This is a genomic window from Morganella morganii (assembly GCF_041099235.1).
Classification (GTDB): Bacteria; Pseudomonadota; Gammaproteobacteria; order Enterobacterales; family Enterobacteriaceae; genus Morganella; species Morganella morganii_E.
Genome location: NZ_JBFZSO010000004.1, coordinates 71,540 through 97,290 on the forward strand (window position 1 = coordinate 71,540; position 25,751 = coordinate 97,290).

At 42.3% G+C, this 25,751-nt stretch carries 21 protein-coding genes, 1 tRNA gene and 2 pseudogenes; 14 read left to right on the forward strand and 10 right to left on the reverse strand.

Features of this window, described 5'->3' with window-relative positions:
• The first annotated feature begins 63 nt into the window (after positions 1-63).
• On the forward strand, positions 64-2,070 hold the full coding sequence (locus tag AB7038_RS08805) for a hypothetical protein (RefSeq protein WP_369453148.1): 2,007 nt from the start codon (positions 64-66) through the stop codon (positions 2,068-2,070).
• Positions 2,071-2,229: 159 nt separating this feature from the next.
• On the opposite strand, the gene AB7038_RS08810 is transcribed toward AB7038_RS08805, so the two are convergent.
• Together AB7038_RS08810 and AB7038_RS08815 are read right to left on the reverse strand one after the other, a co-directional pair.
• Positions 2,230-2,463: a lysis system i-spanin subunit Rz gene (locus tag AB7038_RS08810; RefSeq protein ID WP_161729449.1), complete on the reverse strand. Its 234-nt coding sequence runs from the start codon at positions 2,461-2,463 to the stop codon at positions 2,230-2,232.
• Positions 2,464-2,497: 34 nt separating this feature from the next.
• A pseudogene (locus tag AB7038_RS08815) lies at positions 2,498-2,961 on the reverse strand (TraI domain-containing protein); the annotation flags it as partial.
• Between the two features lie 146 nt (positions 2,962-3,107).
• Between AB7038_RS08815 and AB7038_RS08820 the strand changes: the two are divergent.
• The gene (locus AB7038_RS08820) at positions 3,108-3,410 is read left to right on the forward strand and encodes a hypothetical protein (RefSeq protein WP_273800751.1); all 303 of its coding nucleotides are present in this window, start codon (positions 3,108-3,110) and stop codon (positions 3,408-3,410) included.
• A gap of 30 nt (positions 3,411-3,440) precedes the next feature.
• On the opposite strand, the gene AB7038_RS08825 is transcribed toward AB7038_RS08820, so the two are convergent.
• Genes AB7038_RS08825 through AB7038_RS08840 form a run of 4 tightly spaced genes read right to left on the reverse strand, consistent with a single transcriptional unit; the run spans position 3,441 to position 13,775 of the window.
• On the reverse strand, positions 3,441-6,830 hold the full coding sequence (locus AB7038_RS08825; RefSeq protein ID WP_369453149.1) for a DEAD/DEAH box helicase family protein: 3,390 nt from the start codon (positions 6,828-6,830) through the stop codon (positions 3,441-3,443).
• A gap of 2 nt (positions 6,831-6,832) precedes the next feature.
• The gene (locus AB7038_RS08830; protein WP_369453150.1) at positions 6,833-9,943 is read right to left on the reverse strand and encodes a DNA methyltransferase; all 3,111 of its coding nucleotides are present in this window, start codon (positions 9,941-9,943) and stop codon (positions 6,833-6,835) included.
• Positions 9,944-9,960: 17 nt separating this feature from the next.
• Positions 9,961-12,849, reverse strand: coding sequence for an SNF2-related protein (locus AB7038_RS08835; protein WP_369453151.1), 2,889 nt, complete (start codon positions 12,847-12,849; stop codon positions 9,961-9,963).
• Positions 12,846-13,775: a WYL domain-containing protein gene (locus AB7038_RS08840; RefSeq protein WP_273800747.1), complete on the reverse strand. Its 930-nt coding sequence runs from the start codon at positions 13,773-13,775 to the stop codon at positions 12,846-12,848. The genes AB7038_RS08835 and AB7038_RS08840 overlap by 4 nt, the downstream gene beginning before the upstream one ends.
• A 293-nt stretch (positions 13,776-14,068) precedes the next feature.
• On the opposite strand from AB7038_RS08840, the pseudogene AB7038_RS08845 reads away from it, so the two are divergent.
• The 9 genes and pseudogenes from AB7038_RS08845 to AB7038_RS08885 all read left to right on the forward strand — a co-directional run.
• Positions 14,069-14,358, forward strand: a pseudogene (locus tag AB7038_RS08845) (transposase); the annotation flags it as partial.
• A gap of 412 nt (positions 14,359-14,770) precedes the next feature.
• Positions 14,771-15,643: a GTPase family protein gene (locus AB7038_RS08850; RefSeq protein ID WP_369453152.1), complete on the forward strand. Its 873-nt coding sequence runs from the start codon at positions 14,771-14,773 to the stop codon at positions 15,641-15,643.
• Between the two features lie 91 nt (positions 15,644-15,734).
• Complete coding sequence (locus AB7038_RS08855; protein ID WP_099659355.1) at positions 15,735-16,160, forward strand: antirestriction protein; 426 nt, start codon at positions 15,735-15,737, stop codon at positions 16,158-16,160.
• Positions 16,161-16,400: 240 nt separating this feature from the next.
• A complete protein-coding gene (locus AB7038_RS08860; RefSeq protein WP_087825876.1) occupies positions 16,401-16,835 on the forward strand; it encodes an antirestriction protein in 435 nt (144 codons plus the stop codon).
• A gap of 101 nt (positions 16,836-16,936) precedes the next feature.
• Complete coding sequence (locus AB7038_RS08865; RefSeq protein WP_369453153.1) at positions 16,937-17,773, forward strand: DUF932 domain-containing protein; 837 nt, start codon at positions 16,937-16,939, stop codon at positions 17,771-17,773.
• Between the two features lie 627 nt (positions 17,774-18,400).
• Entirely contained in the window at positions 18,401-19,135 is a 735-nt protein-coding gene (locus AB7038_RS08870) for an outer membrane protein (protein ID WP_144140893.1), read from the forward strand.
• Between the two features lie 143 nt (positions 19,136-19,278).
• On the forward strand, positions 19,279-20,142 hold the full coding sequence (locus AB7038_RS08875) for a hypothetical protein (RefSeq protein ID WP_161680411.1): 864 nt from the start codon (positions 19,279-19,281) through the stop codon (positions 20,140-20,142).
• Complete coding sequence (locus AB7038_RS08880) at positions 20,135-20,527, forward strand: hypothetical protein (RefSeq protein ID WP_369453154.1); 393 nt, start codon at positions 20,135-20,137, stop codon at positions 20,525-20,527. The genes AB7038_RS08875 and AB7038_RS08880 overlap by 8 nt, the downstream gene beginning before the upstream one ends.
• Positions 20,524-20,886 carry a hypothetical protein gene (locus AB7038_RS08885; protein ID WP_154631964.1) on the forward strand — a complete coding sequence of 121 codons (363 nt, stop codon included), beginning with the start codon at positions 20,524-20,526 and terminating at the stop codon, positions 20,884-20,886. Before AB7038_RS08880 ends, AB7038_RS08885 begins: the two co-directional genes overlap by 4 nt.
• A gap of 218 nt (positions 20,887-21,104) precedes the next feature.
• Here the strand turns inward: AB7038_RS08885 and AB7038_RS08890 are convergent.
• Positions 21,105-21,192 (reverse strand) — tRNA-Ser (locus AB7038_RS08890).
• Between the two features lie 191 nt (positions 21,193-21,383).
• Between AB7038_RS08890 and tusE the strand changes: the two genes are divergently transcribed.
• Positions 21,384-21,713 (forward strand): sulfurtransferase TusE, encoded by a 330-nt coding sequence (gene tusE, locus AB7038_RS08895; protein WP_368888675.1) that lies wholly within the window; start codon positions 21,384-21,386, stop codon positions 21,711-21,713.
• A 7-nt stretch (positions 21,714-21,720) separates the two neighbouring features.
• Here tusE and AB7038_RS08900 read toward each other — a convergent pair whose 3' ends face one another.
• A complete protein-coding gene (locus tag AB7038_RS08900; protein WP_004235877.1) occupies positions 21,721-21,999 on the reverse strand; it encodes an acylphosphatase in 279 nt (92 codons plus the stop codon).
• 202 nt (positions 22,000-22,201) lie between these two features.
• Between AB7038_RS08900 and hspQ the strand changes: the two genes are divergently transcribed.
• On the forward strand, positions 22,202-22,522 hold the full coding sequence (gene hspQ / locus AB7038_RS08905) for a heat shock protein HspQ (RefSeq protein ID WP_004235876.1): 321 nt from the start codon (positions 22,202-22,204) through the stop codon (positions 22,520-22,522).
• A gap of 45 nt (positions 22,523-22,567) precedes the next feature.
• Here hspQ and AB7038_RS08910 read toward each other — a convergent pair whose 3' ends face one another.
• Complete coding sequence (locus AB7038_RS08910) at positions 22,568-22,981, reverse strand: CoA-binding protein (RefSeq protein ID WP_072870852.1); 414 nt, start codon at positions 22,979-22,981, stop codon at positions 22,568-22,570.
• A gap of 131 nt (positions 22,982-23,112) precedes the next feature.
• Between AB7038_RS08910 and AB7038_RS08915 the strand changes: the two genes are divergently transcribed.
• On the forward strand, positions 23,113-23,571 hold the full coding sequence (locus tag AB7038_RS08915; protein ID WP_032098482.1) for a methylglyoxal synthase: 459 nt from the start codon (positions 23,113-23,115) through the stop codon (positions 23,569-23,571).
• 45 nt (positions 23,572-23,616) lie between these two features.
• On the opposite strand, the gene helD is transcribed toward AB7038_RS08915, so the two are convergent.
• Entirely contained in the window at positions 23,617-25,671 is a 2,055-nt protein-coding gene (gene helD / locus AB7038_RS08920) for a DNA helicase IV (RefSeq protein WP_369453155.1), read from the reverse strand.
• Positions 25,672-25,751: the final 80 nt, after the last annotated feature.

Below are 25,751 nucleotides of genomic sequence, written 5' to 3' on the forward strand. Positions count from 1 at the left end.
TCATTTTCCACATCATCTGGCAATATGTCCTCGTAGAAAATTGGAAACCAACTGGAGAATGTCATGTACACCCATATTTTTGCTAATATCATGTTAACAGCCTACGACATAACAGTTTTAAATAAGGAAAGAATAGAAAAAATCAACACAAAAGAAAGAAAAAATAAAAATAAAAAATATAAAACGCTAAATCTAGCTAACCAGAGAAAAATTGAAAATTTTTCATTACATCAAGATTTTTTTGCAAAAACAGGTAATCTGAAAACGCAGGAATATGGTGATGACAACATCAATACTAAAGAAACTTATCAAAAATTGATTAATATCATCGATAGCAAAGCAGTCTTTACTCAGACAGAAAGACAGATGTTTTTCTATAAATATGAGCAACTGTATAACGCATTGATTGCTCAATACGTTGTGTCTAATTTAGAAAAAAAAGAAATATTAAGAAAATATACAAAAGCCACCATACCCGCCATTGTGGCATTAGATATGTATAAAACGCTGAGTCTTTCCGTCGATAAAGAACAATTACATTTTTACAGTCATATCCATCATTTTATACTGAGTGAATACTACGACAATCATCACAATAATCTCGAATCGCTCTGTAAGGGGGTGAGAGCCTATCTCAAATACTACATCAAGACATTAGCGTTCAACCCCATTGTTAATCTTTTTGAAATTACAACCTCAATTAACAATATAAGAACCTCATCATTCACAACAATTTGTAACATCGATACGATTATTGATGCTTGCAAAAAAGAAGCGAGCGAGATAGGTAAACCACACGATACCCAATTTGAGCAATTGAGAGTTGCTTATACTTCTCTTAGTGTCCTGCTCGCCTTTCAAAAAATCACTCACCTACTGACGCCACTTGTATCAAATTATAAAAAATTACTTGAAGATAAACTTGAAGCGCCAGATCCCCTCTTCTTTTTAGAACAGTATCTTTACCAAAATGTTGAAAATGATCCTATTTTTTTGGGGGAAAATGCACTGTATGAGTATATCGAGGTGTTAATTTCTCACGAGAAAATAGATATCTCTAGTTGTGAAGATGACTATGATTGCGGCCAAGGCCCTGAATGTGAGTGTCAATGTATCCCTAGTTATTGTTACGGTATTCTTACTATTTTAGAAAACTTTATATTTGAAAATAAATCTCATCTGCCTTTACCTACTCTTGTGCCTTCCATAAAATTATCTAAGTTTTCCCCCCAAAAAAAAATAAGCATTTTTGAATTATCATCACACTTAGATGAGCTCTGTGACGAAGTGCCATCTCTTAAATTATACAAAGAAATCCCTTATATTCTTGAGCTACTTTACGCTAACGAGTTAGATAACATAAGAGAGGTTATTAACGAAATCTCATTTGAAGAATTCCCATTAGGTTTTTTTACATCTACACTTGCTATTATCAATCTCGCATTAAAAATAAAGTTTGAACCAAAATCGATTCGATACGGATCATTGCTCTCCTATATCAATCCTATTTTAACAAATCAAGGTGTATATACTGAATATATCATTGTTACACACGACATTAAAAATCCTACTCAGTCAGTTTCTGATATAGAAGAAAACCCTGTAATTAATGATCCCAACAACCAAACAGTTCTGCATTCAATCATGATATATAATAGAATGATAAAAAAAATGATTATTTATGATAATGATCACTCCGAACTAATTCCTTCACAATCCGTTTATGGGCTTCTCGACTCGGTTGAGCTCGCCCTTAAAAAATTAAGGGAAGCTTTTTTTCAGGAGAAAATGTTGCTTACAGATAAAGAACTGGCAAGCCTTATCATTCAAAATAAAGTATTAACGAAACACGAAACCAATGATAATCTGATAGGTATACTCAATGAGGCTACATTATATAATTGCCTTGGTTGCCTTTCTTATTTATATAAAAATCTAGCGGGTTATGGCGAATCACTTCCAAACATATTATCATTCACAGGAATATCAAAATATGAACATGAAGAAAGAGAAACATTACGCCGCGCATTACTCATCGTGAAAGAAAAACAGACTAATAAAGATAACTAAACACCTTCACTCTTATTCATGTCAATCAATGCACCTGCAACAGCTGCTACATGTAGCAGCTGTTGCAGGGTATACCTTCTATTTTTACATTTTATTGGCTAGTGGGCGGCCCGTTAACTTGTTATTAATTCGTTTTATGATTTTTAAGTTGGGCAATACCTACTTGATGGCAGAGAGGAATATTATAGAGCAAAAAAATATCATCGGGTTACGCAACTTATCAATTTGAATTTTTGCATTAGCTAATTCCTGAGTATGTTTTGTATCGAGTTGATGGAGGGATTGGACGCGTTCTTGATAATCTGCATTGATTTTGACTTGTTCGGTCAGCTCAACAAGTAATTCGGCATTCTTAGTGTTTAGCTCACCTATCCTTTCGTGTTGTTTCCACATTCCCCATATGGCTAGGCTATAGTCAGTACTAGAAGCTGCTTAGGCAGGTAGTGGGCGCTATCTGCCTTTTAAAAGGGTTCCACTGATAGCCGCCATCCTCGTCTGTTAGGGACTAGTCTGATACGGGCTAATATCATGGAACAAAACGCCGAAGGCCGCTGCAACACGCCACCTTGGTTCAAGCTCTTTTTTCTCAACAGGTCTGCCACTGGCAACAAAGACAATTCCTTCGGCTACTTGTGCCCCCCAGAAAGCAACTTCCAACGAATGACGTAATAAACCACCAGCACCACTGTGATGATGATGCTCAGAAGCTTGCAACAAGTGAACATAGGACGCCAGATGGTCAATGCAGGGCTGGATCAGCTTTTGAAAGTCACGCTGGTTAAAGCCAAGTACTTGGCGCAGTTTGGAAATTAGCTCGTCTTGTGTGGACTGCAAATCCTCGGGTGACGCAGCTGGCAACCCCTTTAGAAATGGCGGATAGCGCTGAATTTCTGATTCAGTTGACTCAGGTTGGTGTTGCGACTTTAAAAATCTACTAAGCATAAATACCCCTGCAAAAGTGGTATCATCCTTAGTAAATGGCAATATCTGTCATCAGATAAATAATCGAATCTTTAAGCTATTTAAGTGGTAAAACAATGAAACAACTCAACACATACGAAACAAAAGAAGAAGGTGAAGCAGCTCTTGCTAAAATCGATGAACCCAAGCGTCTTGCTAGCGAGCGCGATGCCACTGAAACGATTTATAACTTATTTGGAGTTCCTAGCTGGGGAAATTTTTATAAGCTTGGAATGTTCAACCTGAACGAGCTAAAAGACATCATCCAGAAAAAGCAAGATGGGTTACCCTATGATGAAAAAAAACATCGTGAGATCATCACGATGCTTCAGTATGTTGCTAAAAATTTCGAGTTAGAGATACCAACACATTGGATGTAATCGAAGGGCTTTTCAGCCCTTCAGTCCTGCCTAAGCAACCATTTTTCTAAACAGCTTCTCTAAATAAACCGGTCCAGTATCTTCCATAAATAAAACATTACGCTCTTCAAGTTTATCTTTTGACTCAGATACGTTGATCAAATCCGAATGCAACGTTTCAGATACGATGAAAGCACTTAAGCTTAAGTCTTTATCAGCGAGTTTCGGCTCTAATGCTTTAATTTCAGAATACAGCCCAAACTTAGCGTCATCTAAATTCAGGTTTCGAATACCTTTGGGATCAATAAGGCTAAGCCATTGCTTACCCGTTTTATCATCCACTAGCCATAATAGAAAATCAGGATAAAAATTCCCCGCAGTCGCAAAACCTAATCCTTTTGATTTTGTATCAGCGTTACGTAGAAGATATAAGCTCTTATCACCGATGATTTCCTGGCCTCTTGGTGTTTCAATAAACGCCTCTAAATCTTGAATGAAAGTAATTTCACTTGGCGCATCAAATGCCATAGGTCGCATTTTTAAGGGCAAGTCAGCATTTTTTTCAATCGAGAGAAGTGGATAGTACAAATGCTTGTCAAAAGTCACAGCTACCATTCCTGGAGCATTCCATTCTTTAGCTTTGCCAATATCCCCTTTAGCAACGATATCCTGCAATTGCTCCAATCGCTGAGCATAATCCAAGCCGTCATCCGATTCCTCAATTTCAAAATGATACATTTTGATCATGCCAGGATCGTCTTCCTGCACTTGCGTTACCTGATAGAACTGACCTTCGTAAGCATTTTTCAACGCGTTATAAAATCGCTCTGTATAGTCAAGCAACAGGCGCAACATAATATCTTCTTGCTTCTTAACATCAGAAAATTGCTTGATATCTAGTTCTGATTTCGGAATAAGCAGTGTATACCACTTGTTTGAAAAAACACTATTGCCTAAACAAAAATCCATTAACCGTTGCTTATCAAGACGAAGATTCGACCAACCTCGTTGCAATTTATAATCCTGAACTGCAAGGTATAAGCGCTCAAAGTCGAATGCAGAAACCACTTTATAATCGAGTTTACCTTCAAATCGAACATTGACGGGCGTGTTGTCGCCTTTTCTATTTGTATCAATGGATTCAAGCTTTGGATACAGGTCTAACTTCACATGAGGAAGTTTAATTTTCCCTTCGAACTCAGCAGGAACTTGATATAGTTCAGGAAAATGAACACGCTTAAAACCGTGCTTCTGATTATCTTTATACCCATCTTTTAATTTTAGCGTTTTCAACTTGGTTGCCGGTAAGTTAGGACGCGTTTCAAAATTCAGCTCTAATATTTCATCACTAGGAGTAATCCCCTCGTCTTCGAGATACTGCTTGAACGTCGCCATGTAATCGGCACGAACACCAAAAATATTCAAAGTTTCAAGCTTATCTAAATGAATCCCTTTTGGCCGTTGCCCCGGCGTGCTGCGTTTTAGCGAGTAGTCGCGACCTTTTAAGCGTACACCACGGCCAAACAGCTGAATGATCTGCGAACCTTCACCTCTACCCATATTTAAAAGACCCATAGTAGATACACGCCAACTACTCCAGCCTTCGGTAAACTTACGAGAACCAATCAAGATATGCAGTTTAGAGTCTTTATCGTTCAAGGTATGAAAGAGTGATCTAGCAAAATCATCCCTTTGATAATCAAAGGTGGCGTCCTCTTCACACATCTTGTAAAGCGATGGTGAATCGCCAATGTTAATCAAACCAAATGGCGTAGCTTCGCCAACCTGAAGCGCCAACTCACCTTTACTACCTATCAGATTTAATACTCGAAGACGCTGGCCTGAATGAGTTGTGTTGAATAACTTGGCCAGAATATCGGCATAAATATCTTCAGGACCATTCATCAAAGCTATAAAGCGCTTCTCAAAAATATTCCTATCTTTGGTATCCAGAATCCGCGCTTTGTTATCCACCAGATCTTTTATCCAAGCTTTAGCTTGTGCTTCATTATTCAAGAACCAAGCTAAAAAGCGCAATACCGCATGAATATCAGAATCTTCACCGCCAACAGTGTTTCCCACAAACACCCAAAGTGGTTTTTCAATGTTGAACTCAGCTAACTGGTCTTTGTTTTTAGTGAACAAATATTGCTGCTGGTAAAAACTAAGCAAACACGCAGTGAAGTACTCATAACGTCGCTCATCTTGTTTATCTTGCGCTGGGTTCAGGTTAAGGATTAAAGACTCTTTACCATAACCGTCCTCGTAGAAAAATTTATACGAGTAATCAAATAGCACTGATTTGCCATACACTTCGCGTGTTGCCTGAATTCGAGCGTCACGCTGCTCCTCAGTATCTAATTCCAATTGTGCCAACTGCTCTTCAGTTAACTTACCTAAAGCTGTCTTTTCGAACAACATTTTAGCTTTCTTTTTTTTGATATCCGCTTCAATTGTATCAACCGTTTTACCGTCGGAAACAGCCTGACCAAAGGTAGCAGAATACTCGAAGGCAAAGCCATCACGGGTCAACTTGTCACGACGACGCATCCAAGCTCCAGCAGCAGTACCAGTACCTTTATGGCCTTCGTCAATTAGTACAAGGTTTTTACCTTCAAAAGCTTCAACCGCTACCGTTTTATCGCCCATTTCATCTGCAAGTTTATTGATATCAATAACTTCAATCGTGCCTCTGAACGGTGTTGGCTTAGACTTATCAAACAACTGAATATGAGAAAAACCTGAGTCATACAGTTCATTCATGTGCTGCTGTGACAAGCGCTCATCCGGTGTCAACAGAATGATCTTGTCAGGGTAATGGCTGGTATTACCATTTTGAAAATAGTGCAAATACTGCAAAATATTAACGTGTAATAACAACGTCTTACCTGAACCCGTAGCATTCCAAAATGCCAGCTTGTTCAAATCATCCAAAATATACTGTCTAAACTGATTAGCTCTGTCTTTCGCTGTTTTACTGTTTTCTACATTGTAAGCTTCAAGCTCACGATTCAGCCCATTAAGCAGCTCTTGTTTTCGGTTGAAGTGCCAGTCGAGATAAATCTCTGTAAATAAGAGAGATAAGTACTGGAAATACTTCATATTCAGTACCGTATCCTCTTTACGGTTACGGTGTTTGGTGATCTGTTGCCAATGCTTAACAATGTTCAAGTCGTAGCGACGCAGCTCATCAAGGTCGATTAAATCGACCTCAAAAAGATAGTTACTCAATTCATGGAAGAACAAGCTTTGTCCATCCTCATGAATGCCTTCAAAACGGTCTTCGCCTAAACGTAGTTTTAAACCTTGCAAAGTCCCATCTTTGAAAAAGCGAAACATAAAACGGTTAAGCACCAGTTGTTTATGGAAGCTTAATTTACTATTGCTTTGTTTTTTTACTGCTTTCCCAGTAGACGCAGCTTTTTGTGGAGAACGGGCCATGCTTAAATCTCCTCAGCAAACATCAGGCTTAGGAATTCCGGCTCAATTTGACGGAGTTTTAAGCTACGCATCACATCGCCTTCATTACCATCAACCGTAAATGCTGTTGGTAAGTTGTGGTCGCCGTTAATGTAAATCACATCAAAGGTCTGCTCTTTGGCATACAGGTCAAAACGGTTTGCATACTCATTAAGTTTTTCATAACCAATTTTTTCGCAATCGCGCCACAAAATAAGAGTGCGTTCACCACTTGGTAAAGTCCCCTCAACACGAACAAAGCCACGCTCAATATTCGATTCAATCGACTTAACATGTAAGCCAATTAAGAAATTAAAAGTTTCTACCAAGTCAATCGGCTTACGCTCTGTCGCACCAGCAGAGTCGGCAGCAATATCCATCTCATAGCTAAATGGTTTCCGAAAATCACTTGTATTCAAGAAAGAAGCTTTTGCCTCCACTTCAATCATGTATTTAATCAAGTAATCGTCTTGTATATCAGAGTCAAGACCTTTAAATAAATCTTCTGTTTGTCTCTTACTGAGGAAAATATTATTCAAAGAATCTTCATAACTCTCTAATTTAATAACTTTTATTAATGATGAAACACCATCATTGTGTAATAACGATTTACCATTCTTCCAAGAGTTACTGTAGGCAGACTTAATACATCTAGGTTTAGTGGCCGAATTAAAATACTCCCCTTGTTCGACCAAAATATATTTCCGATTCCCGCCATCAACTCTATTCAGGTTATTGACAGCATGAGCAGTAGTACCAGAACCTGCGAAATAATCTATTACATGGAAATTAGTTTTACCGTAAGACTGCATCCAAAAGGTTTGCTCCAATGTCTTAACCGACTTTGGATAATCGAATTTGTCGCCCAATCCCATAGAATCTAGAATGTATGTGCCTTGTGTGCCAGCATTAAAATCAGAACCAGTCCAGTTACTAAAAAGAGTCTCTCTTTTACCTTTATGGTGTATAACTTGCTTAACAGAGCCCCTTTCTGTCATGATTAACTCGCCATTTTCTACACGTTCCTTACCTGTATTAAAACTCGACCTCCAAACACGCTCTTCTCCTGAGGAGTTAATGGGGTAAATCCTAACTAATCCATTCGCAGTATTCTCAATTGGGTATTCGGAGCCTAGTTCTGGTGGTTCTTCCACACCGACAAACTTTTTAGTCTCGGAATCCCACAATAGAGCATAAAAGCTTTTCCACCTGCCATACCTGTAATTGTTTTCTGCTGTTCCACTACGCATGAATGGACGTTCTTCGATTTCATCTGACTTTGGTGCACCCAAAAGTGCAGGAGCATGAGAAGGAGATGCCACTATGAAATACTCATGAGTCCTAGACAGCCTGCCTCCAGAACCTTGAGGATGATGATTTACAACAATTGTGGATATTTCGCAGTCACTATAACTTTGCTCAATTATCTTATACGCATTGTTGAATTCATAATCATCTATTGCAAAGCCAAAGCTAAATTCGCTTTTTAGTAGTCTTCGGGATAATGACATAGTGTTATTAATTAAGCTAAGCCAACTTGAATGTTCAAATTGATTCTTATATAGAATTTTTGAATGAACAGTATTGTATGGAGGATCTATATATATGAAATCCATGCTGCTTTTATATTTTTCAGATATCAAATTTAGCGCCTGATAGTTGTCGCTATTAATGATAACCCCGGTTACTGAATTATCTATATCATCCAAATCGTTATATAAATTTTCTTTAAATGAAGCATCGAAGAAAAGCGTATCACAGACCAAATTAGGGTAGGATTCTCTAATCGTTTCACGAGATAGACTTTTAGCTGCGTTCTTATCAATTAAGCCCAAACTTATCCATTGACTAATTTGCTCATCGTTTTGGACTATTTCATCCAGGAGGGAATCAGGAATACGATCAACTGTTATTAGATAATCAGTATTAACAACAAACTTTTTCTTAGTCCATAGTTTCTTTTGGAAATTCTCAAGTTGTGTCAAGAAGGTAATTAATTCTTGCGCCACAGATCGTAAACACTGGATCATACGTAACTGCTTTTCGATGTTCGCAAACACTTCCGCATTTTGAACATTATCCAAGTTCATCACTTCATTCTTGATGTAAAAGTCCAGCTCATTACTCAAGAATCCGCCGAGATCTTTGTGAATAAAGTAATCTGCGGTATTACGCTGAGTGTAGGTGGTAAGATGGCGTTCAAGCTCTGTGCGGCTTGGGTTACTCTCGGTTGGCGCTCGTTTGGAAAGATCCGCCCAATACTGCTGGACTTGGCTATCTGATAAAATAGTAGCGATCGCTGTTTGCACTAAGGCATCTTGCTTGGTGCCTTTTTTCATCGCTTTGTATTCGAAATGAATGACCAGCTCTTCAGTGACAACTGATTCACCGTTAATAATTTCTGTCGATTTTACAACTTCAACTGGTTTATAAGTCTGTTCAAACTCTTCTCCATCCTCGTCCAATTTGGTGCGAGTATGGGGCTCTATGAGGACAAAGCGACGGTCAGCATCGTTATCTTTACGATTATCCTTGGCGGTATCTGCCGCCAGCAGTTTGAAGCTCACCTTACGACCATCATCGAGTTTGAAAGCATAGTTGGCAAAGTTCTCGCCGCTTTTAATGTAATACTGGTCTTTATTGGCCCAATGCAGCATGACTTCTTCACCTGCATAGGGAATAGCATAAGTATCACCTTTATAGCGGCGCTTGCTGATAAAGTCACCGTTATCGTAATAACGAGAAAAGAATGTGAGCAGATGTGAGAATACGGCATTTTCATGCTCGCTAGCACCGGTTGCAGTTTCAGCTATTTGCTTTTTCAACGCCTGAACTTTTGGACTTTGATCTGGCTCAAACCCCGCTTCCGTTGTCGCTTTTATTACAGCTTGGAGTTGCTGCTCAAGATCAGCTTTATTCGCATTTCCTGCATCAGCCAATGCAGTTTGTATTTTTGATTTAAGCTTATTGTCTAGGTAGTCATTTATCTCGTCAGCACGCGAATTGAGGATACGGTAAATGCCAAAGTCCAACTCTGGACGGTCAATCTGAAAAATCTCTTTTAGCTTTTTAACTAGCTCGTTGTACTTACTCATAGTCTTCTCTTATAAAATTAAATTACTTGCCAACGAATTGTGAACAACTCAGTCACTTCAGTTCTTTGCTTCATGCGCTCTTCTAAAGCAGCGATTAGTTCATCCCGCTTATCAGCAATCTCGTCTTCAATATCAAATATCTCCATTCGCTGGCGTTTTTGTAGTCGTTCCAGTTGCTTGAGCTTCTCTTGATTTAGCTTTTGCTCTTCAACTGTTATAGCGTGCCTAGACTCTCTCTTTACTGACTTAATTTGTGCCTTCGTATCCCGCAGCGCCTCCTCTGCTGCGAACACTTTGTCTTCAGCCCACTTCTCTAATTTGTCTCTTTCAACTTCAAACAATGCATTATTTTCGTCCATAACTTCAGCCAGCTTGGCGTCAATTTGGCGTTTTTTCAGTTCAATAAGCTCAGAAGGTAAGGTATTTTGCTCGTTGCCGTTCTCACTTCGGCCTACACTCGCCCCTAAATTAAACAGCCTTTTACAAGCATCATTATCAATAAGTTGGCCACTGTCTGTTTTAGCTGTAAAAAGCAAAAACTCTTGCCTGTTGAATGCATCAACTCCAAGAACACTCAACGTTAACCACCCTGACTGCCCCTTTAACTTTTCAGCAACGGATATCTTCGTTGCGTGATTGGTGTAGTCGAACGACAACAGTGCTCGTTTAGTTTCTATCGATTTAGCATTATCAATTACATATTCACCAAGTGGATGATTAATGCGGTAAGCATGGCTATGTTGATCTTGAACCTGCAACTCACTGTTTTCACTACCCGCTTTTCTCAGTAATTGATATTGACCTACTGGTAGCTGCTTGACTGATTTCTGTAGCGTAAATCGATAATTTGCGTGGTCAAAACTGGCGCAATCTTTTAATTGTTGATGCGTTACAGCCCAAAACCACCGTCCCACTTTGTCTAGGCGCTCTCTTGCTTCGTCGAGTTTGATCTTTAGAATATCGTGGATGTCTTCATCAAAGTGCTCAAGTAACTTTTCTTGGGTCCTTTGCATTTTGACGCTAATTTCCTCTTCAAGCTCTTTTTGTAGCAACGAGAATGCAGCTTCAATTTCTTCAGACGAGCGACATGAGTCATAGATAGATTGAATTCTTTTTTCAAAGTCTACACCGCTCTCGATACTGCCTAATACGCTATCTGATGCGCCAAACACACCATCAAATAGATTAAACTTTTCTGTTAGCAGTTCGAGTACTCGCTGATCTGCCTGGTTTCGTTGATTGAGAAAGTTAACGACAACGACATCAAACTTTTGACCATATCGGTGACAGCGGCCAATCCGCTGTTCTACACGCTGCGGGTTCCAAGGCAAATCGTAATTGATTAACAGAGAGCAAAACTGAAGGTTAACACCTTCAGCCGCCGCCTCTGTCGCAATCATAATTTCAGCATGTTCTTTAAAATGGTCTATCAGCGCAGAGCGCTTATCAATTTGTGCTGACCCTGTAACACGTGATGACCCTTGATATTGCTCTTTCCACTGTTGATAAATCTTGTTCGCTTGAGGGGTGTTGTTAGTGCCACTAAAAGTAACGACTTTATCGGCATAACCATTGTTTTCGAGAAATTCTGCTAAGTACTGCTGGGTACGCATTGACTCAGTGAAGATGATGACTTTTTTGGCAGCGCCCATTTCAGCGAGTTGCACAAACCCTTTTTCTAAACCAACAAGCAGCTCTTTTGATTTGGTATCAACCCCGATTTGCTCTGCTTTCTTGATCAAGATTTCCAGTTCTGAGATTTCAGCATGAAGAGCAGAAAAATTTATTGGTTTTTTCTCTTGTGCTTCAGATGTACTATCAAGTTCATCAACAAAATCATCCTCCAAATCGTCGTCTGTAATGATTTGTTGGACGATGTCGATTGCACTGTCATCTTCCCCGTCACTCGCTAACTTTTCCAATCGATACTTAAGGATCTGCAAGTTGTTAAGCACTGCCTTTGTACTTGAAGACAAAAGTTTTCTCAGGATCAATCCTGTCAGATGTCGATGTCTCTTCGGTAGTGCATAACTGTCTTCTCGTTCAAGCAATAATTGCACGCGTTCGTACAAATCTTGCTCTTGTTCACTAGGGTAAAAAGGTATTGTTATAGCCTTTCGCTCAGTGTACTTAATGTATTCAAGCACGTTTTTACGCAGCGTTCGCTTTACAAACCCAGACAAACGTTCTTTCAACTCCAAAGGGTCGCTATCCGCCTGCATAAATTGTTTTCGGAATGCTTTTTGATCGCCAAAAGCATACTCGTCAATTAATGTAGACATGCCATAAAGTTCCATTAAAGAATTTTGTAATGGCGTGGCAGTCAGTAACAGTTTCTTTCGGCCATCTAAAGCTCGTTTTAGAGCTTGCCCCATTTTGTTACTTTCACGATGTGCATTCCTAAGCTTGTGGGCTTCATCAATTACGACCAAATCCCACATTTCAGCAACAAGTTTATCTTCTAATCTTGCCGCATAATGGTAAGACATGATGACAATTTGCTTGTTATTAAGAGGATTATAAATACCTTCCCTTTGCAACTGGTTAAATGTTTTTGCATCAATAATTTGAGATGGCAGATTGAATTTTTCTAACAATTCACAGGCCCACTGACGTCTCAATGACGCGGGGCTGATGATTAACAACTTCCGTTTACGTTCAGCCCAGTATTGACAAAGGACCAATCCAGCTTCAATTGTTTTACCCAAACCGACCTCATCAGCAAGTACAACACCTTTGCTGAGCGGATTTTCAATGGCAAAAAGTGCGGCTTCAATCTGGTGTGGGTTCAGATCAACGCTGGCGTCAAATAGCGACTGGGATAGCCTATCAACCCCATTATTTGAATGCAGGATTGATAATTCGTGCGCAAAATACTTAGCATGATATTCCGTAATATTGTTCATTCATCTTCCTCATAACTTGGCGCTAAAGCTAAGTTTGCTACTCCATATAACGCTTGTTTGTTTTTCAGCCATAGTTGATATTCAAGTTGTTTTAATGAGTGATTATATGAACAGTCAACATTCCAAAGCCTAAGCAAGTACCCCGCAGTTGCCGCTCTAATCTCAACCTTTAGAGCGCCCCCCGTCATGCCATAGTCTAGCTCAATCGCTTCGCTGTGCTCAATACGAGGATGCGGCACTAACTCTAGCTCTACAAAGCGATTCCATTGCCGATCTTGGGGTTCGAGCTCCGTTTCAGACAAAGTGGAGTCTTCAAGCACAAACGCAGCTTTAATTCGAGTCAATACAAAGTCACGGAACTCACTATGCTCGCGGTCAAAACCACGAACGTGCCAACGTAAACCATTGTCCACCAGCGTATGCGGCACAATTTCACGTATTGTTTCACCACTCGATAACGACACATAGGTGATACGCAAGGCTTTACCTTTGTGGATGGCCTCGGTAACTTTCGCCACTATCGATAAACTCGGCTTGTTAAGGTGATAAGGCGCTTCACACGCAAAAGGCGGTTTTATCTTGCCAGTAAAACCATCTCCGTACCCTTGGCTAATTGTCGCCAATGTTCGAACGACGTCGTAGTCGAACAAGGGCTCAAATGCTTCACCTCGTTTATGCAGCTTGAGCTTTTGGTCATACTCAATGTTACCTGGTGCAAGCACTCTGTATAGAGAGAAGTCTTTCGTTGCTTGTGTAGCAGCTATGCTGAAGCGATCGACTAAATCTGCCCGTATCGCTTCTCCCTTAAATAATAAGGTGAAATCGATGTGAGCAATGCGATCCCGGATTGCTTGTGGCAACTGTGCTATCTCCGAAAGCCTATCTGACTTCGCCCCTACCGTTTGTTTCAGCCCATCATTTGTCATACGTCTTGTTTATCCCATTCAAGCAATGTCTTAATACTCTGTTTATCAAATCATGACTGGCATCGCATAATAACATTAAACTGATCCGCTCAACGCGGTTATTCATCCACAATGACTCAATCATCTCTACGGGTTGAAGCTGGACTGATGGATATAAAACACGGAATAGGCTCCAACCTAATTAATTTTATTAGGCCTTATCCTATCATAAATTATTTTGTAAGGAAGACTAAAAACCTACCACAGAAGGGATTGTCAGAATGTCGTAACGAGCAATTTCTGAAGGTGAAAATATGACAGGTAGCAGATTACGGATCAGCGATGAACTCTGGGGAAAATTAGCACCGCTTATCCCTGAACACAAAACCAATTATCCGCTCGGCACTCACCGCAAACGAGTTGATAACCGAGCTGCCATGAATGCAATATTCTTTCTGCTCAGGACTGGCGGTTAGTGGAACGCCCTGAATGCCACGGGATATGTTCTTCGAGTTCTACACATCGGCGCTTCCAGGAATGGCGTGATACCGGTGTCTTTGAGCGCTTTTGGCAGAACGGTTTGCTTGCATGTAAACAGCTGGACGGTAGGCTCTAAGTATATGCTACAGCTGCTACATGTAGCAGCTGTAGCAGCTGTAGCAGGTTACCAATTTTTATTTCACAAGCATCAATGAAAAAATTTATTCATCATCAATCTTATTTACTATATTCAAATCCCCCCCACAATTTGGTGATATATTCAATCTGTTGAGTAACCTTAGTTAAGCGTATACCCCCCATCGCTGACTATCTTCATTGAGCAAGCAGGAGTATTGATTATTCCATTTGATAAAGAATTAGGTAGCTAAAGAGATCCCTGATAGAAAGAACATGTAGATAATCTAGTGTAAGCGACTCATGATATATTTAATAAGGGCAACTCAGTATTACAAAAAATCTCAGATATATATTATCTCCTTGAATAGCTATCATTTTCTTTTATTTCAAGGAGTAATATGCATCACAACGCTCACTTTAAAACCCTCCTATCGACGCTACCGACTTCATTCCAAACCTCTTTTTTCAACCAACTCAGTCACCTAATCAACTACTCTCCCATCATCGGTTTGATGGGTAAAACGGGAGCGGGAAAATCCAGTCTTATCAACGCACTATTCCAATCGCCATTATCACCTGTGAGTGATGTTTCAGGCTGCACACGCCAAGCCCAACGCTTCAGCATGACGATGAACAACCATACTCTCACTTTTGTAGATTTACCCGGCGTGGGGGAAAGCCTTGAGCGGGATAAAGAGTACCACCGGCTCTATCGCAACTTATTACCAGAATTCGATTTAATCATTTGGGTACTCAAGGCCGATGACCGAGCATGGTCTTCTGATGAACAGTGTTATCGCTTTCTCACGAAGAAATGCGGTTACCAACCTAATCAATTTCTATTTGTCTTGAACCAAGCCGATAAAATAGAGCCTTGTCGCCAGTGGGATGAATACAAGCATCAACCATCCTCAGAGCAGACCTATAACTTAAAATTAAAGCAACAAGCCGTCATAACCGCCTTTAAGCCACATCATCCTGTGATAACAGTTTCTGCGGTCGAAAACTATCAACTCACTGAATTAGCAGAGCAACTCATACAGGCGTTACCGGCGCAAGCCAGTAGCGGAGTAGCTAGGCAACTGAACACCCCTTACCGGACGCAATCGGTGGAGAACGCCGCACGTAACGATTTTGGTCAATGTGTCAGTGATATTGTGGATACCTTAATCAATATCATTCCCTTGCCGCCATTGATAAGAAGTACGGTTAGCACCGTTAAAAACAGTATCGTCTCCGTCGCTAAATCCCTGTGGAGAATGTTCTTTTAACCTCTTACATTAAACCATTAATTATCACTCTCAGCGCCAGTCCCGTTAAGGACTGGCGCTTTTTTATTTCTTTTTCTTGGAGTATCAACTGATGAATAATTCAACTGAATGTGCAGTTACAATGACACTCGTTCCCGATGAGCAACGCCTGGATTTTTGGATCAACCACTTCGGAAGCGTGAAAGGCTGGAGCACCTTTGAAGTGGTCATATTTACCACTATGGGACAGTTTTGTGAGGACTACCACGGCGGGTATTGGGAATATTGTACCTTATCCAATGGTGGCGCCTTTATTTATCCCGATTTACCTCAAGAGACACTGACGCTGTTCAACCCACATAACGGTAACGAAGCCAACGTCAGTTGCGAAGCGGCAGGCATTGCCGTGTGTTTGATGATGTACAGTTTATGGTCATTTCAAACGGAAAGTGACATCCTCGTCGATCGCTTTTATCAATTGCGTGATTATGCGGCGCAACACCCAGAACGTTCCGCCATTTTCCATCTAATCGATTAACCACGTCCTTATTTACGCCTTCGTATTATCTGATTCATTATAAAAGCATCATCAGACTAACCCATTAATTAACTTACATTTATTTTTATATCTATATTATTTTAGTGAATCAATCATCAGAATGCGTCACTAAAAATGATACTCAATATACCTATCATTTCTAGAAAGCTCTGCACCGCAAGGTGTAGGGCTTTTTTGCTTATTACTGTCTATCAATATCGACTGAATTGGAGTTCTATTATGTTTACCTTACAAGAGCAAGAATCAACTGTTATCAAAACCAATCTCGTTCACTCCAGTGGCCGTCATATCTTCTGGCGTTTCTACTTTGGGACGGTACCCGATTGGCAACGTATCGAGGGCGATATTTTTAACATGATGGCGAAGCTCTGTCATCGCTATCAGGGCGCGTTTTGGGAGTTCACCATGTTATCGAATGGGGGGGCTTTTATCTGGCCTGAGATGATTGAAATCATCTTGCCGATGTTTAACCCTCATAATGGTAACGAGGCTGAGTTAAGCCCTGAAGCAGCCGGTATCGCAGTCTGTCTAATGGTGTATAGCATCTGGTCGTTTAAAACCGAGAGTTCTGTGCTGGTAGAGTATTTTTACCAACTTCGTGACTATGCGATGCAACATCCCGAGCAAGCACAAATCTTTCACCTAATTGACTAAGTTATTGATAACGCTTTAATACAGCGTCCACCAGCTTATCACATCACTTATTTCCTTTATCTTATTTTAATTTATCAGTGTTATCACTGAGGAGGCCCCCTATGTCTCGTTTAGCTTCTCGCTTTGGTGCGGCGAATAGCATTCGCCGTGACCGCCCGTTAACTCTCGAAGAGTTATTTCGCACAGTACCCAGTGTGTTCTCTGAAGAGAAACACGATTCTCGTAGCGAAAAGTACACGTATATTCCTACGATTACCTTATTGGATAGCCTGCAAAAAGAAGGCTTTTATCCGTTCTTTGCATGCCAAACTCGTGTGCGAGATGACAGCCGTCGTGATCATACTAAGCATATGTTACGGCTCCGACGTCATGACCAAATTACGGGTAGCCAAGTGCCTGAAATCATCTTACTTAATAGCCATGATGGTTCAAGCAGTTATCAAATGTTACCGGGCTTTTTTCGCTATGTTTGTCAAAATGGACTAATTTGTGGCGATACCTTTGCGGAGGTCAGAGTTCCCCATAAAGGTAATGTCGTCGATAAAGTGATTGAAGGGGCTTACGAAGTGTTAGATACGTTTGATGCTATCGCTGAAAAACGTGAGCAAATGCAGTCCTTACTATTACCGCCACCAGCACAACAGATCTTCGCCCAAGCCGCTCTCATGTATCGTTATGGCGAAGAACATCAACCGATCACTGAAGCCCAAGTGTTACAACCTCGCCGCTTTGAAGATAAAAAAGACGATCTTTGGACAGTGTACCAACGTTTGCAGGAAAATTTAATCAAGGGAGGATTATCAGGCAGGAATGCCAAAGGTAAACGCGCTCGCACGCGTTCAGTGAATGGAATTGATGGGGATATTAAGCTCAATAAAGCGTTGTGGGTACTGACAGAACAAATGCATGCTCATTTTGCTGGACGCGAACAACTATAGCCACAGTATACGTTAAATAATTGGATCTTACGGTGAACGCGATGAAATTATCAGAACGGCAACTAAAAACCTTGAGTAATGTGAAACTCAATTATGGCTCACTTTGCAACAAAAGGACACTCAACTCGCTGGAGAAAAAAGGAATGATTCAATGGAATACATCAAACCATTGGGTCTTAACGGAGTTCGGTTTTCATATCGATAACATGAGTAAACGGCGTTGCTTATAAAGCGTTAGCGCTAACATAAAGACTTATCCCGTATTTTGGTACTTGATAATATCGAGCATACCAACCTATTCAAGAAAGGAGAGAATTCTTTAAACATCATTTTATTCCCTTCCATTTTGACTCACTCTCTCATCAACTCTTTTTCTTATTTAAGCACCAAAACAACAATTGATCGATTACGCCGATCGATAACCGTTTATTGATAGTTATGATCGATATTACCGATCGTATTTTAATTATTGATAGGTAAAACAGATCGATTAAGTTAAACTGTCTCACGCTAAATTATCTTTATGTCAGTGATATTAAGGTGATTGAGTCAAATCTTTCATGCCTTCCACTGACATAACGCGATTCAACCATACTTAATGTGATATTGATTAAAAGGAAATCAATCATGAAAAAAGCGTTTATTGTTCCCGCCCTAATGGGGTGCATTTCATTACCAGCATTCGCTAACACGGATGACAGTAAAACGGGGCTTTATGTCACGGGTAAAATGGGCGCATCCATTGTGCAAATGTCTGGCCAGCAGTTTGTCTACAGCGGCTATGCTGATGCCGGTGATAATGGTACAAAAAATGGAGATAGCCATCGTACTGGCGTATTTGGCGGTGGACTTGCGTTAGGTTATGACTTTTCCAATCAGTTTGATATCCCTGTTCGCGCTGAATTGGAGTTTATGGCGCGTGATAAAGCGAATTCAACCTACAACATCCGCGACCGTGTGCGTAATGGCGTACATCAAACTCGTGATATTAAAAACCAAATCAAACTCAATACGTTAATGGTCAATGGGTACTACGACATTAAAAATAGCTCAAATTTCACGCCGTATATCTCTGTCGGGCTAGGCTATGCGGCCGTGGATTTTAAAACCACCCGTGCTGATGCTTATACTCCAGGACTCTCTCTGCATGATACTCACACGCATACCGCCAATAACTTTGCCTGGAGTGTCGGTGCGGGGGTGAACTATGCCATCAATGACGATTGGGATATGGGGCTAAGTTATCGCTATTTAGATGCTGGAAAAGCCGACATCACGACAGCGGTAGGCGATGGGGAAAACACCTCAAAAATCAAAGTGAAGGCCAACGATATCATGCTTGGTTTAACTTACCGATTTTAATCTCTGGCATTCAGCCTTAAAGATTACCCTCAACTTACCTAGCCAACATGCCTTTTTGATGTTGGCTATTTTATTGATTAAACAAAAAAAATAACCACGGTTAAATTTTAACCACAAAAAAATTGTAATAAAAAGAGGTAAAAATGAATTCAATTAATCATATTCGTTTAGGTGTTGAACGAATTTTTTTCATCATTAGCTTAGTGCTAGTATTCGGTTTTACAGTCATCATCGCCAATCACTATAAGGTCGACTTATTTATTGGTAAGCCCTTAATGTATCTACTGTATTACCTTATCGCGATGTTAGCTCCACTCTTGATTTCTCAAATATTGTTGTGGGTCATTTATGGGTTTAAGGGTATCCCTTTCCGTTTAATGCTAACGCGAAAAATTTTGGCATTCGTCTTCGCTTTCATCGCTTCTTTATGTGTTATCTACTTATTGCTCATCGGGATTATTCCTTTTATGGTTTTTGACCATGCTTTAATTTTTATACTTTATGAATACTTTTTTATTTTCCTCCTTTTCGCCTGCCTTATCGGACTGAGCGCTGGCGTTATTGTCTATATCCATACCGTTAAAAATGTATCCCATCCATTTCAATACCCGCATCCTATTTTCCGTTTAATGACATTCTTAGCGCTATACCTTGTCATTATGAATGCCTTAGCGATAGGCATTGGCAACCAAATCAATCTCAATATCATGGTGATTCTAGCGGGTACTATCGCAGGTTATGTGGGGTATTGGGGATATGGCTTCCTACAACAATACACGGCAACGCGTTCTCGGAAACTCAGGATAACCCTGTCAACAATCATTTCCCTTGTTATCTTAGCGCTACTGGCACTCCTTAACGTTCTATTGCCTAACCGATTAAATATGTTCGGATTATTCCTGCTATTTTTTATCGAACTGGCTATTGCAATCACATTAGGTCGACTCACCTATCAGAAAAACAACCATCAGAAAGACGGTTCAACAATGAGGATAAATCATGACTAAATACGTATTTATTTTCATGGTGTTTTGCCTCAATTTTACCGCGAGCGCCTTTAACACGAATGTATTTGATACCGCCATCGATAAAAGTGGTTTTACACCAATGTGTAATAACCAAGCGATTGCCGATAAGAATTGTCGTGTTGACGATTACCTCGAGGGACGTTATGTCGTCACGAGCACAGTGAATCTGGGCGCTAAATGTGCCTTCGTAATTTCCGAAGTGATTGATAGTCAAACCAACCAACTATTTAGTACATCAACTGGCGATTGTGAAGACGGCCCTCTCGATACCTATTACCGCTTATCCCGTATTAACAAAAAAGTGTGGCTGGATGCTTACAGTCAAGGAAAACACATTGACCATGTGGAGGTTATCTTTCAATGAAAAATCGCACATTAAATAGCCTTCCTTTTGTGGGAATTATCGCAATCGTCACATTGGGGATTTATTTCGGCAAACAACCTAAGCCAACCTATCGAGATTGTGTTGAGTTCAGCTCATCTCCTGCCAATACGCTTCAGGTTTATGATCAACCCGATAGAGCTTCCAAGTCTATCAACTATCAGCCCACATCAGGAAAAGAACAATTCTGGGTCGCTAAACGAACAGCTGATGAACAATGGGTACAACTCTACCATGCCATAACACTTTTTGATGATTTACCTGAATCAGCTAAACTCGGATGGGTTAGTACCACGAACATAAACACATTGGGGATATTTGAGTGCATGACTAAGAATTAGCACTCATGATAAAATAATAATTGAAGGTGGGTATTGTTACCATTACTTCACCTTTATTATTTTACTAGTCTCAATTCGAACTCGTTATATCCAAATTGAGTCCAATACTAGCCAATACAATCGGAGGGAAGCCAAAATAAAATGGCATACTGGATGGCATACTCATAAAACCTAAAAAACAAAAACGCCATGCTAATCAATAGCATGGCGTTGAATTTTGGCGGAGGAGGAGAGATTCGAACTCTCGGACGGTTTCCCGTCGGCGGTTTTCAAGACCGCTGCCTTAAGCCGCTCGGCCACCCCTCCGCAATGACGTGCACTATAGTCCCCTCCCCGTGCCTTGTAAAGTCCCGGATTGTCTGAATGACGGAAATTTAGTCATTTCTCAATGTGTTAGCTGATTTTATCATCATAATCACCGCTTTCTTTCTTCTGATGCTTGGGGTAGCGGCAGATTTTTGCTACATTTTCATTCTCATTTTCAGCAGGTTCAGATTATGTTTGTGTTTGAAGGACGTGAAATCGCCACTGACCCCCACGGCTATTTACTCAATGTGCAGGACTGGCAGGAAACAATGGTGCCGCTGCTGGCTGAACAGGAAGAAATTACCCTGACAGAACAGCACTGGGAAGTTATCCGCTTTGTGCGGGATTTTTATCTGGAATTTAATACCTCACCGGCTATCCGCATGCTGGTGAAAGCCATCACGCAGAAGTATGGCGAGGAGCGCGGAAACAGTCGTTATCTGTACCGCCTGTTTCCAAAAGGCCCGGCCAAACAGGCAACAAAACTGGCCGGTCTGCCGAAACCGGTGAAATGTATCTGACTGCCGTTTATTCGTGACGGACACGGAATACCGCAACTTCCCTGTAATCACAGGGGGTTGCGATAATATCTGTTACTTTCGCCCCCGGCGGCCCGCCCGCTTCCAGCCATGCAGTCATCGCCTCCAGTACACTTTCATCACCGTACGCCTCAATTTCCACACTGCCGTCCTGACGATTGCGGACAAAACCGGTCACATTATGGCGTTTTGCCCAGTAAAACGTTTGATAGCGGAAACCAACGCCCTGAACGCGCCCGTATACGGCAAAATGTCGTCCGATCTTCATTATGTCGCTCCTTTTTCCGAAAATGTCACTATTTTAATCTGTATCGCTGTCCGCCGGTTGTAATTTTACCAACTCCCCGATAACCTGAAATTATCAGCTGTTGCTGATTGCAGTGATAGGAAACAACAATCTGTTAAGGGATTGAATCTGTCATCAGTACCCCCCATATTAGTAACAGAGCAAAGTTTCTTCGGAGGTGATTATGATGATTTCAAGTAAGTTCGGTATCGGACAACAAGTTCGCCATAAGCTGCTTGGCTACCTGGGCGTGATTGTCGACATTGATGCTGAATACTCACTGGATCAGCCGGAAGAGGACGACATCGCATCCAATATGAACCTGCGCTCTGCGCCCTGGTACCACGTCGTGATGGAAGACGATAACGGTGAGCCTATCCATAGCTATCTGGCAGAAGCCCAGATCACCTATGAGATGGATGAAGACCACCCCGATAACATCACTATGGATGAACTGGCTGAGTCCATCCGCAACCAGTTACAGTCTCCCCGGTTGCGCAATTAAGATACGAAGAGCCCCGCCACTCACATGCCGGGGCTTTATTTTTGCTTACTTTTCCAGCCCCAGACGCGGGATCTCAATTTTCGGACAGCGATCCTCAACAAACAGCAGCCCGGCGTTTTCTGCCAGCGCTTTCGCCTCACTGCTGATTATTCCCTGCTGCAGCCACAGCACTTTCGCTTTTATGGCTATCGCTTCCTGCGCAATACCCGGCGCAGCATCCGCGTTACGGAAAACATCCACCATATCCACCGGCTCCGGAATATCGGCCAGTGTGGCATAAACCAGTTGCCCGATCAGGGTTTTTCCCGCCAGTTTCGGATTCACCGGAATCACCCGGTATCCCTGTCCCAGCAGATACTCCATCACATGATAAACAGGGCGATCCGGCTTATCACTCGCCCCCGCCACGGCAATCGTTTTTACCTGCTGAAGAATACCGGTCAGAAATGTGTCATTCATAGAAGCCTCTTTTATCATCCTGCGCAACAATCTGAGTTATAGCATACTGAATTGAAAATCACCTGTTGGCGGAACCTTTTTTTTCGCTTATGTTATTGAATAACATTTTATTCGCCGGAAAAGAGAGCGTTATGGAATCGACCACCCGAGTACTGACCAAGCATAAAAAAATCGCCCTTGTGGCTCATGATCACTATAAAACCAAATTACTGGATTGGGTTAAACGCAATCTGGCTAAATTAGAAAGCCATGAACTGTTCGCCACCGGCACCACCGGCAAACTGATCAGCCGTGAAACCGGGCTTGAAATCACCGGCATGCTGAGCGGGCCGATGGGCGGGGATCAGCAGATAGGCTCAATGATTGCAGAAGGCAAAATTGATGTACTGATTTTTTTCTGGGATCCGCTCAATGCCGTGCCTCACGACCCTGATGTGAAAGCGTTGCTGCGCCTGGCGACCGTCTGGAATATCCCGGTGGCAACCAATATGTCCACCGCCGATTTTATTATTCACTCGCCGGATTTCGATAATGATGTGGATATTGTTATTCCGGATTACAACCGCTATTTAAGTGAGCGGACTCAGTAACCACGTTTTGCGGCGGCGGTGATATGCCCGCCGCCGCTTTCCTGTTCAGGGCTTTCTCACCCGGCTGACGCCCATGTCCGCCAGTTCTTCCGCAAAACAGGATGGCGAATCTTTGTCATACAGCAGCCAGACCTGTTTTTTCGCCCTCGTCAGTGCCACATACATCAGGCGGCGCTCCTCGGCGTGCATAAATTCCTCTTCCCGCGGCAGCAGTCCCTGTTCAATCACCGATTCCCGCGCAGCCGCGGGGAAGCCGTCCCGTTCATCGGTCAGTCCGGTAATAATGACGTAATCCGCCTGCTGCCCTTTTGAGGCATGCATGGTCATAAAGCGGATAGTCAGATGCGGCCAGCGGGTGGCCGCCAGCGACAGAATCTCCGGTTTCAGATGGTGATAACGGGCCAGGATCAGAATCGTTTCTTCTTCTGTCACATAACCGCTCATTTTATTCAGAAGCGCTTCCAGTTGATTATCCGGCAGCAGCAGAACGGCTTTTTTATCCCCTTTCGTCAGACTGTTCAGCGGCTTGGTTAACTGCTGCGGGTTGCGCTGAATAAAGCCGTTCGCTATCTCCCCGATACGGCTGTTAAAGCGGTACGTGGTATCCAGCGCACACTGGCCGCCCTCGCCGAAGACCGCGCTGAAATCCGTGGTCAGCGTCAGTTCCGCTCCGCTGAAACGGTAAATGGCCTGCCAGTCATCACCGACGGCAAACAGTGTGGTCTGCGGGTTCTGAGCCCGCAGGGCGTGGATCAGTTTTGCCCGCAGCGGTGAGATATCCTGGAATTCGTCCACCAGCACTGCTTTCCACGGCGAGATAAAGCGCCCTTTTTCAATCAGATTCACCGCCTGATGGATAAGCCCGGAGAAGTCTGTCGCTCCCTCTTCTTTCAGAGCCGTTTTCCAGGCTTTTAAAAACGGAGCCATCAGTTTGATTTGTTTTGTGAATTCCGGCGCGATATCCGGCGGTGCGGATTCAATCATCACTTTCTGACTGCCGCCGTTCATGCGCATCAGGCTGAGCCAGCGGTCAATCCTCGGCACCATGCGGCGGCACAGGGTTTCATCTTCCCGGTAGTCCCCCTCATCCACCAGCCAGTTCATACTGCCGCTGATAAGTTCGCGCCAGCCTTTTGCCTGTGCTTTTTTCTCACGGCACTGAGTCTGCCAGACGGATTTAATCAGTTCATGACGGGCGGCTGTGTCGCTTTCCAGCGTACTGATAACCGGCGATTTATTGGATGCTTCGCGGATAATATGCAGTGCGAGGGCATGAAAGGTTTTACTGCGGATATCGTCTGTATGCAGACAGGTGCGGATCCGTTCATTCATTTCATCCGCTGCCTGCCGCCCGAAGGCCAGCATCAGGATTTGCTCCGGCAGTGCCTGCTGACGGCGCAGCAGCCAGCCCGCCCGCGCCACCAGCACCGATGTTTTACCGCTTCCGGCACCCGCCAGTACCAGCACGGAAGGCTCTCCATTGACCACCGCCTCACTCTGCGAGGTATTCAGCGGGGAGGATTCCACATTGGCAAAGAAATCCGCGTAGGTTTCAAGGCATTGTTCTGTCCATTCACGGTTGCGCTGACGGCGTTTTTCATCGGTGTGACTGAGCCAGTCCAGACAAAACTGATAAGACTGTGCACAATTGTCAAAACCGGCCAGACGTGCACGGGGCAGCGGCAGTGCCGCAAAGGCGTGCAGAATGTTGTCACGGAGTTTCTGACTTTCCGGTTGTGTCAGCCAGCGATCAGCCTGAATCACCGCCTTAATTTCACTGACCTGTTTATCCAGCACACCCGCGCTGACCACGCTCATCTCTTCACTCCAGCGTGACCAGATCTCGGTGACATACTGATAAAATTCCTGAGTTTCCTGCCACTGCGTGCCGTGCAGACGCACAACCTGCTCATCCGGCAGTTCAAATTCCAGTTCACCCCAGACGATACCGCGTTTACATTGAATATTGATTAACTCATTGAAAGGAATAACATACCGGTGTTTTGCCCCGCTGACTTCGATACCTGCGTTGAGTAACCGCACGCGGTTGTAAGGATGCCGGGCCAGTGTCTGCCCCATTTGTGTTGATTTTAATTCCATGTGTTCCGCACCGTTACAAGATTGAAATCAATATGTGATAAAACCAGATGTGGTAAAACGTATGCCAGCGCCATACCATT

Excerpts from the sequence above, each read along its gene's own strand:
- AB7038_RS08915 (WP_032098482.1), top strand. The coding sequence starts at position 23,113 with ATGGAATCGACCACCCGAGTACTGACCAAGCATAAAAAAATCGCCCTT.
- AB7038_RS08900 (WP_004235877.1), bottom strand. The coding sequence starts at position 21,999 with ATGAAGATCGGACGACATTTTGCCGTATACGGGCGCGTTCAGGGCGTT.
- AB7038_RS08865 (WP_369453153.1), top strand. The coding sequence starts at position 16,937 with ATGTCTCGTTTAGCTTCTCGCTTTGGTGCGGCGAATAGCATTCGCCGT.
- AB7038_RS08855 (WP_099659355.1), top strand. The coding sequence starts at position 15,735 with ATGAATAATTCAACTGAATGTGCAGTTACAATGACACTCGTTCCCGAT.
- helD (WP_369453155.1), bottom strand. The coding sequence starts at position 25,671 with ATGGAATTAAAATCAACACAAATGGGGCAGACACTGGCCCGGCATCCT.
- AB7038_RS08885 (WP_154631964.1), top strand. The coding sequence starts at position 20,524 with ATGAAAAATCGCACATTAAATAGCCTTCCTTTTGTGGGAATTATCGCA.
- AB7038_RS08820 (WP_273800751.1), top strand. The coding sequence starts at position 3,108 with ATGAAACAACTCAACACATACGAAACAAAAGAAGAAGGTGAAGCAGCT.
- AB7038_RS08810 (WP_161729449.1), bottom strand. The coding sequence starts at position 2,463 with ATGTGGAAACAACACGAAAGGATAGGTGAGCTAAACACTAAGAATGCC.
- AB7038_RS08835 (WP_369453151.1), bottom strand. The coding sequence starts at position 12,849 with ATGAACAATATTACGGAATATCATGCTAAGTATTTTGCGCACGAATTA.
- AB7038_RS08830 (WP_369453150.1), bottom strand. The coding sequence starts at position 9,943 with ATGAGTAAGTACAACGAGCTAGTTAAAAAGCTAAAAGAGATTTTTCAG.
- AB7038_RS08850 (WP_369453152.1), top strand. The coding sequence starts at position 14,771 with ATGCATCACAACGCTCACTTTAAAACCCTCCTATCGACGCTACCGACT.
- AB7038_RS08910 (WP_072870852.1), bottom strand. The coding sequence starts at position 22,981 with ATGAATGACACATTTCTGACCGGTATTCTTCAGCAGGTAAAAACGATT.
- AB7038_RS08870 (WP_144140893.1), top strand. The coding sequence starts at position 18,401 with ATGAAAAAAGCGTTTATTGTTCCCGCCCTAATGGGGTGCATTTCATTA.
- AB7038_RS08825 (WP_369453149.1), bottom strand. The coding sequence starts at position 6,830 with ATGGCCCGTTCTCCACAAAAAGCTGCGTCTACTGGGAAAGCAGTAAAA.
- tusE (WP_368888675.1), top strand. The coding sequence starts at position 21,384 with ATGTTTGTGTTTGAAGGACGTGAAATCGCCACTGACCCCCACGGCTAT.
- AB7038_RS08805 (WP_369453148.1), top strand. The coding sequence starts at position 64 with ATGTACACCCATATTTTTGCTAATATCATGTTAACAGCCTACGACATA.
- hspQ (WP_004235876.1), top strand. The coding sequence starts at position 22,202 with ATGATGATTTCAAGTAAGTTCGGTATCGGACAACAAGTTCGCCATAAG.
- AB7038_RS08860 (WP_087825876.1), top strand. The coding sequence starts at position 16,401 with ATGTTTACCTTACAAGAGCAAGAATCAACTGTTATCAAAACCAATCTC.
- AB7038_RS08880 (WP_369453154.1), top strand. The coding sequence starts at position 20,135 with ATGACTAAATACGTATTTATTTTCATGGTGTTTTGCCTCAATTTTACC.
- AB7038_RS08875 (WP_161680411.1), top strand. The coding sequence starts at position 19,279 with ATGAATTCAATTAATCATATTCGTTTAGGTGTTGAACGAATTTTTTTC.
- AB7038_RS08840 (WP_273800747.1), bottom strand. The coding sequence starts at position 13,775 with ATGACAAATGATGGGCTGAAACAAACGGTAGGGGCGAAGTCAGATAGG.